This window comes from Puia sp. P3 (assembly GCF_050632245.1).
GTDB lineage: Bacteria > Bacteroidota > Bacteroidia > Chitinophagales > Chitinophagaceae > Puia.
On sequence record NZ_CP192583.1, the window covers coordinates 3003952 to 3016840 of the forward strand.

General features: G+C 50.5%; 18 protein-coding genes and 2 pseudogenes. 7 read left to right on the top strand and 13 right to left on the bottom strand.

Going from position 1 to position 12889, the window contains the following annotated elements; genetic code table 11:
- Positions 1–104 precede the first annotated feature (104 nt).
- The 5 genes and pseudogenes from ACQ86N_RS18150 (at position 105) to ACQ86N_RS18170 (ending at position 2690) form a co-directional block, all read left to right on the top strand.
- Positions 105–725 carry a dihydrofolate reductase family protein gene (locus ACQ86N_RS18150; protein ID WP_431216370.1) on the top strand — a complete coding sequence of 207 codons (621 nt, stop codon included), beginning with the start codon at positions 105–107 and terminating at the stop codon, positions 723–725.
- A 255-nt stretch (positions 726–980) separates the two neighbouring features.
- Positions 981–1792: pseudogene (locus ACQ86N_RS18155) on the top strand (sensor histidine kinase).
- Positions 1789–1998: a hypothetical protein gene (locus tag ACQ86N_RS18160; protein WP_431216371.1), complete on the top strand. Its 210-nt coding sequence runs from the start codon at positions 1789–1791 to the stop codon at positions 1996–1998. Before ACQ86N_RS18155 ends, ACQ86N_RS18160 begins: the two are co-directional and overlap by 4 nt.
- Positions 1999–2002: 4 nt before the next feature.
- Positions 2003–2260, top strand: a pseudogene (locus tag ACQ86N_RS18165) (LytR/AlgR family response regulator transcription factor); the annotation flags it as partial.
- A 157-nt stretch (positions 2261–2417) separates the two neighbouring features.
- Positions 2418–2690 carry a LytR/AlgR family response regulator transcription factor gene (locus ACQ86N_RS18170; protein WP_431216372.1) on the top strand — a complete coding sequence of 91 codons (273 nt, stop codon included), beginning with the start codon at positions 2418–2420 and terminating at the stop codon, positions 2688–2690.
- 113 nt (positions 2691–2803) lie between these two features.
- Here the strand turns inward: ACQ86N_RS18170 and ACQ86N_RS18175 are convergent, their stop codons facing one another.
- The gene (locus tag ACQ86N_RS18175) at positions 2804–3160 is read right to left on the bottom strand and encodes a hypothetical protein (RefSeq protein WP_431216373.1); all 357 of its coding nucleotides are present in this window, start codon (positions 3158–3160) and stop codon (positions 2804–2806) included.
- 268 nt (positions 3161–3428) lie between these two features.
- Here ACQ86N_RS18175 and ACQ86N_RS18180 point away from each other — a divergent pair, with 268 nt between their 5' ends.
- The gene (locus ACQ86N_RS18180; protein WP_431216374.1) at positions 3429–3656 is read left to right on the top strand and encodes a hypothetical protein; all 228 of its coding nucleotides are present in this window, start codon (positions 3429–3431) and stop codon (positions 3654–3656) included.
- Here ACQ86N_RS18180 and ACQ86N_RS18185 read toward each other — a convergent pair.
- From ACQ86N_RS18185 to ACQ86N_RS18220, 8 genes are all read right to left on the bottom strand, one after another.
- Positions 3653–4108, bottom strand: coding sequence for a T9SS type A sorting domain-containing protein (locus ACQ86N_RS18185; protein WP_431216375.1), 456 nt, complete (start codon positions 4106–4108; stop codon positions 3653–3655). The two genes, ACQ86N_RS18180 and ACQ86N_RS18185, sit on opposite strands and share 4 nt — an antisense overlap.
- A complete protein-coding gene (locus ACQ86N_RS18190) occupies positions 4086–5132 on the bottom strand; it encodes a hypothetical protein (RefSeq protein ID WP_431216376.1) in 1047 nt (348 codons plus the stop codon). Before ACQ86N_RS18190 ends, ACQ86N_RS18185 begins: the two co-directional genes overlap by 23 nt.
- A 52-nt stretch (positions 5133–5184) precedes the next feature.
- Complete coding sequence (locus tag ACQ86N_RS18195; RefSeq protein WP_431216377.1) at positions 5185–6666, bottom strand: Kelch repeat-containing protein; 1482 nt, start codon at positions 6664–6666, stop codon at positions 5185–5187.
- Between the two features lie 11 nt (positions 6667–6677).
- Positions 6678–7115, bottom strand: coding sequence for a DUF4907 domain-containing protein (locus ACQ86N_RS18200; RefSeq protein WP_431216378.1), 438 nt, complete (start codon positions 7113–7115; stop codon positions 6678–6680).
- A gap of 91 nt (positions 7116–7206) precedes the next feature.
- Entirely contained in the window at positions 7207–7662 is a 456-nt protein-coding gene (locus tag ACQ86N_RS18205; protein ID WP_431216379.1) for a helix-turn-helix domain-containing protein, read from the bottom strand.
- 11 nt (positions 7663–7673) lie between these two features.
- Entirely contained in the window at positions 7674–8591 is a 918-nt protein-coding gene (locus tag ACQ86N_RS18210; RefSeq protein ID WP_431216380.1) for a sigma-54-dependent transcriptional regulator, read from the bottom strand.
- A gap of 6 nt (positions 8592–8597) precedes the next feature.
- A complete protein-coding gene (locus ACQ86N_RS18215) occupies positions 8598–8840 on the bottom strand; it encodes a hypothetical protein (protein ID WP_431216381.1) in 243 nt (80 codons plus the stop codon).
- Between the two features lie 55 nt (positions 8841–8895).
- On the bottom strand, positions 8896–10323 hold the full coding sequence (locus ACQ86N_RS18220; protein ID WP_431216382.1) for an outer membrane beta-barrel protein: 1428 nt from the start codon (positions 10321–10323) through the stop codon (positions 8896–8898).
- Between the two features lie 367 nt (positions 10324–10690).
- On the opposite strand from ACQ86N_RS18220, the gene ACQ86N_RS18225 reads away from it, so the two are divergent.
- A complete protein-coding gene (locus ACQ86N_RS18225) occupies positions 10691–11149 on the top strand; it encodes a VOC family protein (protein ID WP_431216383.1) in 459 nt (152 codons plus the stop codon).
- Between the two features lie 17 nt (positions 11150–11166).
- On the opposite strand, the gene ACQ86N_RS18230 is transcribed toward ACQ86N_RS18225, so the two are convergent.
- From ACQ86N_RS18230 to ACQ86N_RS18245, 4 genes are all read right to left on the bottom strand, one after another.
- Positions 11167–11601 (bottom strand): DUF2200 domain-containing protein, encoded by a 435-nt coding sequence (locus ACQ86N_RS18230; protein WP_431216384.1) that lies wholly within the window; start codon positions 11599–11601, stop codon positions 11167–11169.
- A gap of 5 nt (positions 11602–11606) precedes the next feature.
- Positions 11607–11795: a hypothetical protein gene (locus ACQ86N_RS18235; RefSeq protein ID WP_431216385.1), complete on the bottom strand. Its 189-nt coding sequence runs from the start codon at positions 11793–11795 to the stop codon at positions 11607–11609.
- Between the two features lie 151 nt (positions 11796–11946).
- Positions 11947–12363, bottom strand: a complete 417-nt coding sequence (locus ACQ86N_RS18240; protein ID WP_431216386.1) for a hypothetical protein — start codon at positions 12361–12363, stop codon at positions 11947–11949.
- Positions 12348–12737, bottom strand: a complete 390-nt coding sequence (locus tag ACQ86N_RS18245) for a hypothetical protein (protein WP_431216387.1) — start codon at positions 12735–12737, stop codon at positions 12348–12350. The genes ACQ86N_RS18240 and ACQ86N_RS18245 overlap by 16 nt, the downstream gene beginning before the upstream one ends.
- Positions 12738–12889: the final 152 nt, after the last annotated feature.

Here is a 12889-nt window from a genome sequence, read left to right on the forward strand (position 1 = left end):
CCCTGGATCGCGACATGGCCGTCAAAACACCCCCTAACAATGTCTCATTTACACCCTGCCGCACAGATCACCTCCGCTTAGCTTTACATCAACAAATCAACCAAATGCGTAAACTAAAATTACAAATGCAGGTCTCTCTCGATCTCTTTATCGCGGGAAAAGAATCAGGCATGAGCTGGATGATCTGGCCCTACACGGGTCCATGGACCTGGGACGAAGAACTAAAAAAATATTTCACCGATACAACCGCATCCAACGATACGATCCTCCTTGGCTGGGATATGGCCGATGGCGGATATATCGACCACTGGAACAATATCGCCGGCCAGAAGGACAACCCCCAAAACGTATTTGCGGCCAACGTCGTAGCCGCTCACAAACACGTTTTTAGCCGGAAACCGCGCCGGTCCCGCTGGGACAACACCACCACCACCACAGAGGACCTCGCCACGGAAGTACTAAGGTTGAAGAAACTCCCCGGTAAGGACATGATCACCTACGGAGGAGCGACTTTCGCCAATGCCCTGGTCAGGACCGGCCTGATCGACGAATACCATTTTATCGTCAACCCCGCGATCCTCGGCAAAGGCGTTTCCATATTCAAAAAGTTGGACGATATCCTTCGGCTTACACCCTGCTCCGCCAGAGTCTATCCCTGCGGCATAACCGTCCTGATCTATTCAGATCATAATACCAAAAAAGGACCGCCCCTGGCGATCCCTTAGTGACCAAATGTTGACTGTGAGCCTCACTTAATTTACCACAATATCCCGCCCGCCCGGCCCAATTTCAACGAACAGCACGATCGGCCGCCCAGACAACATCATCCGACCCACGGGCGCCGTTTTCCCCCTTCCTGAGGCGGAATATTTGGCAGAACACATGTAAAAAAACCTTACATTGGTCTACGACCGCAGCAAACGATGAAAACAGTCAACTGGAAAAGAGTATCCCTGCATGTCTTGTTCTGGCTCGCCTATATGACGGAGGACACGACCCTGATATACCTGTGGGATAAGGACCTGCTCTACAAAGCCTCGGCCGGTCACCAGCTCGGCACTGGCCTTCCTCAACAGCCTGACCTCCCTGATCCCGAAACTGCTCTTCATCTATTATGTACTCTACCACAACCTCCCCAGGCTGCTGAATGCCAGATCGCGGCGGGCAATCTATATCGCCCAACTGCTGCTGGCACTGACGGTCTCCCTTCTGCTCTATCGCGCGATCAGCGTTTTTTTCCAGGGCCCCGTACTATACCACGGACTGGCCAGGTTCGGACCCTACCTCAGCGGCCGCAGGATCCTGCAAAGTGTAATGGACATTGGCTTTGCGGCAGGGCTGGCCATCATGGTCAAACAGTTCCGCCTCCAGCTGGCCAGCAAGGAAAAGAGAACGCCCTCATCCGGGACAAGCTGGAGACCGAGCTAAAATTCCTCCGAAACCAGACCAACCCCCATTTTCTTTTCAACACCCTGAATAATATCTACGCCCTGGCAAGAAAAAATCCGACGAGACGGCCGACGTGGTAATGAAACTGTCCAAACTACTTCGGTTCATGCTCTATGAGACAAACAACGCACAGATCAGGATCAGCGACGAGATCAAAATACTCGACGACTATATCGAACTGGAAAAATTGAGATACTCCGAACGGCTTACGCTCAGTTTCATCAGGGAGATCGACAACGAGAACGAACCGATAGCCCCCTCCTCCTCATACCCTTCGTGGAGAACGCATTCAAACACGGCGCCAGCGAAAGCAGATTCGAGTCATATATCCATCTGGAAATGACCCTCCAGGACGGGATCCTCGAATTTCATATCGAGAACACAAAGGAAGAGGACGGCAAAAGGACATTCGACGAGAATATCGGCCTCGCCAATGTCCGCAGACAGCTGGAACTATTATATGAAGAACACGAGGTCTCTATCCGGTGCGAGCCCGCCGTCTTCCGGCTTTTCCTGAAAATCAACCTTAGGCGATATGCAAACATATAACTGTATGATCATAGAAGACGAGCCCCTGGCTGCCGAAGTGTTGCAGGACTATATCCGGCAGGTTCCCTTCCTCCAACTGGTCTGCTGCTGCAGCGACGCCTTTTTCGCTATGGAGAGCCTGCAGAAATTTGACATCGACCTGATGTTCCTTGACATACACCTGCCAAAGATGAAAGGCCTCGACCTGATCAACGTCCTGAAAAAACCACCAAAGATCATCATTACCTCAGCCTATCAGGGATATGCGCTGCAGGGCTATGAGTTCAACGTGCTGGACTACCTTTTAAAACCGATAGAATTCAGCCGTTTTCTAAAAGCCGTCAACAAAATTGAACAGACCAAAGAGACCATACTGCCCGCAAAATCCGCGGCTCCCCCGGCGAACGCACTTATATATTCTTCAACGTCGGCAAGAAAAAGTGAAGATCTTCCTCGACGAGATCCTCTACATAGAAAGTATGAAAGAATATATCCGGGTAAATACAAAGAACAAGAGCCTGCTCACCAAATTCAAACTGAACCAGGCCGACGAGCTGCTCAACGAAAACAATTTCCTGCGCATCCATCGGTCATTCATCGTGGCAAAAGACAAGATCGAGGCATTCAGCGCCACCGAAGTCGAACTCGGCGGCAAACGCCTCCCCATCGGGCGCAGTTACAAAGAGCTGGTCCTTAGCGTGCTGGAAGCCTGAAAATGACCAATATCATCCGCTAGTTTGACCAGGATCATGCCTGTCTCCACGGATTTCTTTCTAATATTGACATAGACAATCCCACCCATCCTGCCCAACCCACCCGTTTCCCGTTATTTTTTGACCATCTCAAATTCTTTCTTATGACAAAGATCAGCTTCTTTGGTCTCGCTGCATGCCTGGCCTTTTCCCTTTTTCCTTCCTGTAAAAAAGTCTATGACTATATCCAGGAACACCCGGCTGCGTACACCCCACCTTGCCGAATCACCAACTTCAGGGTAGTTTCCCTGGCCGGAAAACCAACTAATTATGTCTTTAGCTACAACGGGAAGGGGAACCCCATAACCATGATGGATTCCAACCGGGCGGCTCCAACCGGCTATGATCAGTATTTCAGGTATGACCACCAGGACAGACTGTCGGACTACATGTTGGCCTATGCTGGCAATTTCGGTGCCGTTGAATGGCACAAATACTTCTATCTGAGACCGGACTACATAATTGACACCGTAATGTTCTATGACACTGGTGATGTCCGCGGGCCCTCCCCCTCGCAAAAAATACCAACAGTTATCGTATCAGCGCCTATACGCTGGATAATTTTTCCAGGATTGTCAAGATCTGGTCTATTCCCAACGAACCGCCCAACACGCCTTCGCTGCAGAGTGTCATCGCCTATGACGCCAATGGCAATCCCCCTTGCCGGGCACCGGTATCTCCTATGATAAAAAGGTCAACATGTACCGTACCAATAAAGTATGGCAGTTTGTTTACAGGAACTACAGCCGTAACAACCTTGTATCAACCGAAGACAGTTACCTTCCCCGCTACAACGACTTCGGACTGCCCCTGAATCCCATCAATCTCGAACGCTGGTTCAACTATCCTTTTAACCAGTACAACTCCGCGCCGGAGGCTTATGCAGACTATTCCTGCGCGATACCCAAAGGACCGGTCGACTATTAATTTGCCAGTTTTACCAATTGTAAGGTCACCCGGTCTTCCCCCTGAATAGCCTGAACATAATAATTTCCGGGTCTGTATCCACTGCCGATCTGTAATTCCCCGCCCGGCTGAATATTAGTCCTCGTCTCTACAAGGCGACCAAAATTATCCACCACCCGAACCAGGATAGGTCGGTTGTCATTGCTGCGAAGAACAAGGATGAAAGCCTGGCGGGTTGGATTGGGGTGCACGCTGACATCCAAACCATTTACAGCCGGGCCCGCCTTTCCAAACCCGACATCTTCATTGTCCTTGTCCTCTTCCTGTGCCACCCAATGATCTCGTCTGTGATGACGTGAAACAACAACCCTGCGTACTGCCGTATCCGAATTCCCGGAAGAATCCGTGGCGACTATCCTGATAAAATATATCCTCTCTCTGGCTTTCCTTTCATCGATTTCCGCCCTCAGCAACAGATGGTGGTCGTCCAGGACGAACCAGTCTGGTCTTCCCCCTTGATGGTTCATTGCTCGTTACGGACAGACTCTTACTTGCTATGCAGCAATTATCATCTGCACGGTATATGACAGCTACTTTCCTGAACTTATTATCAGGTGGCCATAAAGTATTGGGCAGCACGAAGGCATCCCTGATCACAGGCTTCATACTATCCACCACCGTCACCTCAGCCGTATCCGTCGCTATGTTGCCGTTTCCGTCCGTTACAGTCAGTTTGACGGTATTAAGGCCAATTTCTCTGCAATAAAAAATAGTGTCATCGAGCGCAGGTTTCAACACGCCGCAATAGGCCAACGATCCATCGTCTAAGTCTTCCGGCCTAAGCCTGGCTATTCCCCTTTTATCTAAATATATCGTCCGATCTTTGGCTCTCGCCACCGGCGCAGGATTGACGACAAGATTAACGCCGTTGTCGCTCCCGGTAACGGCAGGACTGCTTGCAGCCACCCGTATGCGATAAGCCTGGCCATAACTCAGGTTGCCCGGGATTGTCACAGGGATCACGCCGCTGATAGCAGAGCTATCTCTCCCTAATATTTTCGGCAGGGACCAGTTACCGGCTGAATCACTCATCTCAGCCGTAAAAATATTGCCGGTACCGAACGCTCCATTTGCTGTAAATGATACCTCCACCGTGGATCCGGAACATAATGAATCGGCCACAACTTTTGTCGTGATGGAATTTGCTGATGGCGGGATGTATTCCCAAAAATCATTTTTTAGTTCACGGTCTGTTATCCCAAATCCAAAATATCCATTGTCCCCGATGCTAAATGCGGTGCCCTCATTCCTCACTGGTCCCGGAAAATCTGCCCTCCTTGCCCAGGTATCATTAGATGGGTCGTACTCCCAGAGATTGTTATTGGTCGTGAGAGCGTACCCTTTGGTTGCATTACTGAAAGTATACGCAATTCCTGCGATCCCGGGATTTGGTTTTTTGGTCCAGACATTGGTAGCGGGATCAAACTCCCAATCCACATTACCGACCGCATAACCTTTGTTCCCAATTCCGAAACTTAACCTTGTTACATCAACACCAGGCAGCGTTGCCTTCTGGGTCCAGCCTGCCGGTCGCAGGATCGAACTCCCATATGTCATTCATGTAACTGGCATAATAGTATCCCCCTCCCACATATTCTTTGTCGCCGATGCGGCAGGCGAAGGCCCCTGCCCTGCCTGGGTATGGGCCGGGCACACCCGTTCCCGCAAGTGCCCAGATATTGGTGGCAGGATCATATCGCCATAGATCAGCCCTGAAGGAGAAGCGATCTATTTCATAACCCGTACCGACGTAACCATATCTGCCGATGCCGAAACCTAATGCACTCCTCCGGTCCCCACCGGCAAAGTTTCCCCTTTTATCCACTTGGCTGGAGTCCGGATCATATTCCCAGAAATCTCTTTTTGGGCTGCCGTCATAACCGGTACCTACGTATCCTTTGCCTGCAACACTAAATCCGACAGCGCTCATTCGGGGCCCACCGGCGAGATCCGCCTTTTTTGACCAGTTTTTCGACACCGTGTCGTACGCCCAAACATCATATGTCGGACCATTAATGTAATCACTGATGAACCGAAATCCGGTGCCTATATATCCCTGGCTACCGATGCTAAAACCAAATGCCCCCGCCCTTGCATCAGCGGGAAAATTCGCCTTTGGGACCCATGTATTCGCCGCGGGGTCGAATTCCCAAAAGTCGTTTTGACTTTTACTGTATTCTTTATTGCCGACTCCGATATACCCTTTATCCCCAATAGAGAAGCCCGTAGCACTTTCCCTCTTCCCACCCCCATAGTCTGCTTTTTGGGTCCAGGCATCGGCAACCGGATCGTATTCCCAAAAATCGGCGTACGCCGGATTGAGGTAATTATCTCCCTGACCCAGGCCGATATATCCTTTACCGCCCACGCTAAACCCACTGGCCGCGTGTCGAACAGGTCCTCCAAAATTTGCCTTTTGCGTCCATACATTGGTGGCAGGATCGTACTGCCAGAATTCATTTGTACTTACGGACAAACTATCCAAACCAGTACCCACATAGCCTTTATTTCCAATACTGAACCCCGTGGCCGTTGTTATACCCGCCCCTTTGAAATCCGCCTTGCGCGTCCAGGTATTGGTCGCGGGATCATATTCCCAGAAGTCCCTGTTGCCCATATATCCTTTACTGCCGATACTAAATCCCGTCGCCTGCGACCTGGCTCCAGGCAAATCCGCCTTTTGCGTCCACGCATTCGTTGCCGGATCATATTCCCAAAAATCTATAAAGTTGGTACTTGTTGATGAAGGGACTATCGACCGTGTTCCGCCTCCTACATAACCTTTGTTGCCGATGCTGAAACTAACGGCTTCCCACCGGGAGGATCCTGCAAGCCCCGGGGACGGCTTTTGTAGCCAGATATCACCCTGTGAGAAGGAAAATAGTGAAGTACACATGAAAATGACACTCACGCATCCTGATAGAAAATGCGCACGAAGGTCCCGGCGGACCCCCTGATCACTCTTTTTCATAATATAAGGGTTTAAAGTTTTATTCGTAGACTATCAAGTTCCCGTCTGCCGATGGTAGGAGGCATAAAGCCATTTTGTATTTTTTTAATGGCCAGAGAGGCTACTTTTTTGGCGTCCGCCTTTCTGGAAAAGCCCCTCGTTCCCATCATACCGGGTATAACAGGCTGGTGGATCTTCAATACTCCATTTATAAAAACATCATATCCATAACTGTGGTCGGTATTAGTGATCAACTTATAGCTGATACGCAGGTGGGCAACGGAATCGAACACCGCCGACATGTTATCGGCACAGGGGGCTGGATTACTGGCCTCCCCAATGCCCGGAGTATGCATAGACAGGAAAAAAAACAAACACCGGTGAGAAAGGAATTCATTTTCTTCAATTTTAGACCTGCAGAAGGGAACAATAAAAATAGACCCTTTGTATTTTTCGCGGAGTGATGCCACTCAGGGGCAGACATGAGAGATATCATAGGAAAATTGCACCTCCCCGCATGTCTTCTTGCAGCGAGGATAAGAGGTTCCGGCTAATGGACTATCAATTCGGCATATCCATATTCGGCGCATTCAGATAAGGCCCGTTCAATCCATATTCCTCCATTTTCCGGTAGACGGTCGTCAGCCCGATGTTGAGCAGCTTCGCCGCCTCCACCTTATTGCCATGTGTATAAGCTAGCACCCGCTGTATATGCAACTTCTCCACACTGGCCAGGTCAAAAGCCGATGACGCCTGGCCATTGCCAGGCTCCAGGCCCCATGCCGCCGGTAGCGTCTCTGCTTCCAGTTCCCCGCCCTCCGACAGGATCACTGCCCGCTCGATCACATTCTTCAGCTCCCGTATATTTCCCTTCCAGGTCTGCCGCTCCAGCGCCTGAAGGAACTCCCTGCTCATCCCCTTCACCCGCTTGTTCAGCTTGTCCGAGAACAGTTTTATAAAATAGTTGGCCAGCAGCGGTATATCCTTCCGCCGCTCCCGCAGCGGAGGGATCTCCACCGTAAATACGTTCAGCCGGTAAAAAGGTCTTCCCTGAACGCTCCATCCCGCACCTGCCGGACAAGGTCCCTGTTAGTAGCCGAGAATACCCGGACATTGGCCGTCGTTGGCGTGGCGCTCCCGACCTTGAAGAATTGACCGACCTCGAGCACCCGCAGCAGCTTGGCCTGCAGGTCCAGCTGCATTTCCCCGATCTCGTCCAGAAACAGCGTTCCCCCGTCCGCCTCTTCGATCAGTCCCCTCTTTTCCTTTTTCGCTCCCGTAAATGCACCCGCCTTATGCCCAAATAGCTCACTCTCCAGCAGATCCCTTGAAAATGCGCTGCAGTTCAGCGCGACAAAAGGAAAGGATGCCCGGTCGCCGGCCGCGTGAATGGCCTTTGCAAACAGCTCCTTCCCTGTCCCGGTCTCACCCAGCAGCAGCACGGTCGTATCGGCCCCCGTCACCTTCCGGACCAGGGCGATCGTCGCCAGTATGGCCGGCGAGTCCCCGATGATATTGTCAAAGCTGAACGCATGCTTCACCTGCTGCTGCAGCGACCTCACCCGCTTCTGCAATCGCGCCTTTTCAATGGCATGTGCGATCAGGGGCAGCAATTTGTCATTGTCGTCTCCCTTACTGATATAATCGAATGCCCCCGATCGCATAGCCTTCACGACGTCCGGAATATTCGCATGCGCCGTCAGCAGGATGATCTCCACGCCGGACGACCTGTCCCTGAGGCTGCGGGTAAGATCCAGCCCATTACCGTCCGGCAGACGAACATCGCAAACCACAACGTCGATGTCCTCCCTGCCCAGCACCTTCCACGCACTCCTGCAGTCGCCTGCCTCGTGTACGGTATAGCCTTCCAGCGCAATGATCCGTCTTAACAACCCCCTGAGCTTGTCTTCATCCTCAACGACGAGAATATTCCCTGCTGCCGACATATCCGGTTAATTTATAGCCTGACTATACAGATACTTGATCTTATACATTTTTATAGCCTTGTCATATGCCATCAGTTGCTTGTCCCCATGGAACGTGGCCTCCAGTGAATACCGGAACTTCGGATTGGACGCAAACGCTTTCCCGAGATTGTCCATCGTAAGCTCGAGTACGGGCGAGTCCTTGTCCACACTAAAAAAATACACCGTCTCGGGTCGGGCGATACTCCTGGCCGTGGACGATACTTGCATGCAGAAGAACACCCAATAACAACGCTTTCATATTGAAATTTTATTTAACAATTGGTTAGAATCTGACTATAAAGGCCAGAATGATCCTGGACTCCGACTTGCGCATATCGGGCTTCCATGGAGACCCGTCCGCATTGCTCATACTCCCGAGAGGAGGCGCTATCGAAGCCCCGCTGGACGTCCATGTATAACCCGAGGTATTCGTATAGCCGGTGGGCCCTGTTACACCACCCGCCCCTGCAAAATATCCCGTCAGCGGCGTCGTGCCGGGTACCGCCCCGAGGTCCGTCACCGCCCTGTGTACATATTCCAGTTTGAGCGTCAGTCCGGGCAGCGGCATATAGTCGATGGAGGTAGAACAATCCCACGCCTTAAAGGTTGACCCCGGTCCCGTCTGTGCCTGAAACAGCGTATCTGCATAACCGGTGGGAGCCAGCACCAAATATTGACCCGGGTTCGTCATATATCCGCCCCCCGCGGTCCAGGCCCATTTTTGTTTTGCACCAAACCACAGCCGGTTATAGACCATGCCGCTGATAAAGTTCTGAGCGGGTTTGTACACCCCCGTCTTTGTATCCGTCTTTCCAAAAGGCGTGACCCCGTCGCCGCTCTCGATCCCAAAATCACCCGTGACGGAAAATGCCGCCTTCGTCAGGAAACCGCTTTTGCGGTTCAAATACCGCAGTTGATAGCTGTTGTCGCTATGGAACCGGAGCCTCCCGGGCGCCCCTTCATCGTCCCTTCCATAGTAGTTGTTGAACACATAGTCCACCGTCTCCTTGGGCCTGTAGTAGATCGAGACACCCACACCCGGCGAATGATTGAACCGCCCATAGCTCTGCCAGCCATTCACCAGCCAGAACTCCAGTTTCAGCTTGTCCGTCGGAAAGGTCTGCAGCCTCAGTCCATTGAAGAACCACGGGGTATTGTCCGAGGTATACGAAGGCTGATATCCCCAGTTCTCGAAATTGTTATAAGAGAACAGGCCGATATACGACATGAAGATCCCCGCGTCCAGGTTGATGCCATGCCAGACATCCCAGTGATAACCCGCATAGGCTTCGCTGATGTACCGGTAAATGGTCTGCAGGTCATACTGACCTTTGTACGAGCTGTTGTCGTTCCTCGGCACCACCGTGCTCCGCGTTCCGAACTGCATCATGACCCTGCCCCTGATATTGTTGACGTGTATATCGCCCCCTACACCCATAAAGGACAGCTGCAGCTCATTGTTGCGCGCCAGCGCCGTACTTCCCACTACCGTATTGTCGATGGGATTATTATAAGAGTGCGTATAGTTCAGATCGAACGTCACGTCCCCCGTAAAATATTTCGAATCGAATGCCGGCGGCGTCGTCTTCCGGCTCGTACCGTTCAACCACGAAAAATCCCCGAAGGCAAAAGGCTCAGTCGCATGTTCCGCGGGCGGCGCCTCCGCCGTGTCTTTCTTGTCCTCGGCAATACCCTCCGAAAAAAAGGCCAAGTACGCCGATAACAACAATTGTTCTTTTAAGCATAGTCTGATATTTTCACAAACAGAGACCAATTGCATACCAGACAGGGACGACCGAAGGCGCGGGACACCCCAAGCCCAATGCCATCAAGGATTTCAAAGACCCTGGCCTATTTCATATATGTGAAGGGAGAACGACGCGGGACACTGCCGATTTGAAAATTTCTTTTCATTTCGATAAAGAATTGCAATCGGCAACTAAAAAAATAATTGGCTTATTAACGCTTACTGCTGTCAGAATTATCGATTGTTAATGGATCGTTAATCAGATTTTGTTCAAAAAAAATCGTGAGGAGTAATATTCGGTAACTTAGTGGCCACAACAAAATTTGCTGGTATGGATACGAAAAATACAATTCAAGTCGGGCAAAACAGCTACGAAATGCCTCCCCGAACGGGTTTCTCCATCGCACAGTTCCTCACCGTAGCGGATATCGACTGCTCGGCGCGGTGGTACGAAACAGTCCTCGGCGCCCGCATTCTCAGCATGCCCGACGGCAGCGGCTCGCCAGCCTACCTTCAACTCGCGAACATATGGCTTATTCTTAATGTAGGAGGCGGACCAACCCCCGACAAGCCGACCGTAACACTGAGTGTTCCCGACCCCAATCACATCAACAGTTTTATGAATCTTCGCGTCGCGGATATCCAGGCCTGCTACCAACTATGGAAAAGCCGGGGAGCCGAGTTCATCACCGCGCCCATTCCCAAATACGGCGAGATCCGCTGCTATATGCGCGACCCGGACGGTTATATTATAGAGGTCGGACAGAGTACCGACATTGTCTTCGGCTAGTGCTGGCTTGTCTACGCCTAACGGCCAGCTTGCCTACTTCGGGCTGCGAAGGATACTTTCCATTTTTTTCCTTTTGCCAGTTCATCCACCAACTTGTCCAGGTACCTCACCTTTTGCGTCAGCGGGTCTTCGATCTCTTCCACCCGGTGGCCACAGATCACCCCCGTGATCAGGTGTACATTTGCGTTCAGCCGGGCCCGCTGGAAAAAAGTTTCGAAGCTTACTTTTTCGTCGATCAGCTTCTGCAGCTGCTTACCGTCGAAATTCGTCAGCCATTGTATGACCTCATCTAATTCCGCTTTTGTCCTCCCCTTCTTTTCAACCTTGGCGAGATACAGCGGATAGACCGAGGAGAAGGTCATTTTCGCGATACGCTGATCCTGTGTTTGAGAATTCGGCATAGGGAGCTGGTTGACGTGGAGAAAAGGGATATTGACGGAGTCAATATCCATGAATATTATTTACTAACAAAAGGCTTGTGAGTAATGACAGCCTTTTTCATCGTTTGCTGGATTTTATACAAACGCGTAGCCATCAGAAACCGCTCTTTATACGAGCGACGAAGACCTTCCCGCAATAAATCCATTTCCGCCTTCTCAAATTCAGGGGTTTGGTCGGGAATAGGTGATATTTTATTGCCTGACATTTTAAATTCTCCAATTTTACTATAACGAATTTAGCAAATTCTGGCTAAATGGAAAAGGCGAAGAAGCGGTGGCTTTCTAACCCTCTTCCTCCTTTACACAGTCCTGTCAAGACTGTCGCCGGCGGGCATCGGGAAGAATCCCCGATCTATGCTATAGCACACCAAACAGCCTATGCTTATAATCAATGATCACCGTATTCTTCAAAAAAAACGCATTTCCCGTCAACCCCCAGATCTTTGCAAACCGGTAAAAGTCTTCAAACGTCCTTTGCTCATCATAGTAAACAAGAGACCCGCTCAACACCTTGTTCCCAAATTTGACCGCCTTCTTAGTCCTGACACCATAAAAGGTCAATTGCTTTCCCCAACTCATCACCGTCAACGAATCTTCTATTTTAGGGTCTGCCGTTTTAAGCGCATTTTCCTTTGAAGCCGTCAACGTGAAAAGGCTGGAGCCCGTATCGAACAACAAATACTCCACGCTGTCGTCAATGGTCAATGGGATTTTTATCCTTCCATCATCGCTTAAGAATGGCTGAAAACTCGCTTTTTTCAGCCGTTCAGGCAACTCCTGACAAACACCGATTTTTTTCCAGGATAGTCGATTATCAGGATACTGTTCTTGAACAGGTCCGGCCCAATTGTTCCAATATGTTTTTCCGTCTTTGAATATATGGAGTCCGGGCTTATTTGACTACCAAAGTTCTCAAAATAGCCAACTTCAACGGCCTTAAAATTGATACCGTCTGTCCTGAGTTCCATGTTGGTAAAAACTGGATTGTTCTCCCCCTGGATCAGGAACTTCTTCGACGTGTCGATCCTGGATTTAAGAGCAGGATAAGCGGCTAAATAAGGCTTGATAGATTTTCCATATATAACGGTCTTGACAGCTCCAAGATCGAACTGCATGGTGAAGTTTGCGGGAATATCGTTGACTTTCACCGGAATAAGGATGGAAGATTTGTCGAAATATTTTCCGGAAATGGAATCCCCCGTCCATTCGAATCGCATCCATTTTAAGTCCTGCGCATCGGCGATACCCGTAGTAACAAGGAAGAATAAGGCAATCAAAGCTCTTAATAGCATAAAATCAA

Bases quoted from the DNA above. Each gene is read 5' to 3' on its own strand.
- ACQ86N_RS18160 (WP_431216371.1), top strand. From the start codon at position 1,789: ATGACCCTCCAGGACGGGATCCTCGAATTTCATATCGAGAACACAAAG.
- ACQ86N_RS18210 (WP_431216380.1), bottom strand. From the start codon at position 8,591: ATGTCGGCAGCAGGGAATATTCTCGTCGTTGAGGATGAAGACAAGCTC.
- ACQ86N_RS18215 (WP_431216381.1), bottom strand. From the start codon at position 8,840: ATGCAAGTATCGTCCACGGCCAGGAGTATCGCCCGACCCGAGACGGTG.
- ACQ86N_RS18195 (WP_431216377.1), bottom strand. From the start codon at position 6,666: ATGAAAAAGAGTGATCAGGGGGTCCGCCGGGACCTTCGTGCGCATTTT.
- ACQ86N_RS18230 (WP_431216384.1), bottom strand. From the start codon at position 11,601: ATGGATATTGACTCCGTCAATATCCCTTTTCTCCACGTCAACCAGCTC.
- ACQ86N_RS18235 (WP_431216385.1), bottom strand. From the start codon at position 11,795: ATGTCAGGCAATAAAATATCACCTATTCCCGACCAAACCCCTGAATTT.
- ACQ86N_RS18150 (WP_431216370.1), top strand. From the start codon at position 105: ATGCGTAAACTAAAATTACAAATGCAGGTCTCTCTCGATCTCTTTATC.
- ACQ86N_RS18225 (WP_431216383.1), top strand. From the start codon at position 10,691: ATGGATACGAAAAATACAATTCAAGTCGGGCAAAACAGCTACGAAATG.
- ACQ86N_RS18180 (WP_431216374.1), top strand. From the start codon at position 3,429: ATGTACCGTACCAATAAAGTATGGCAGTTTGTTTACAGGAACTACAGC.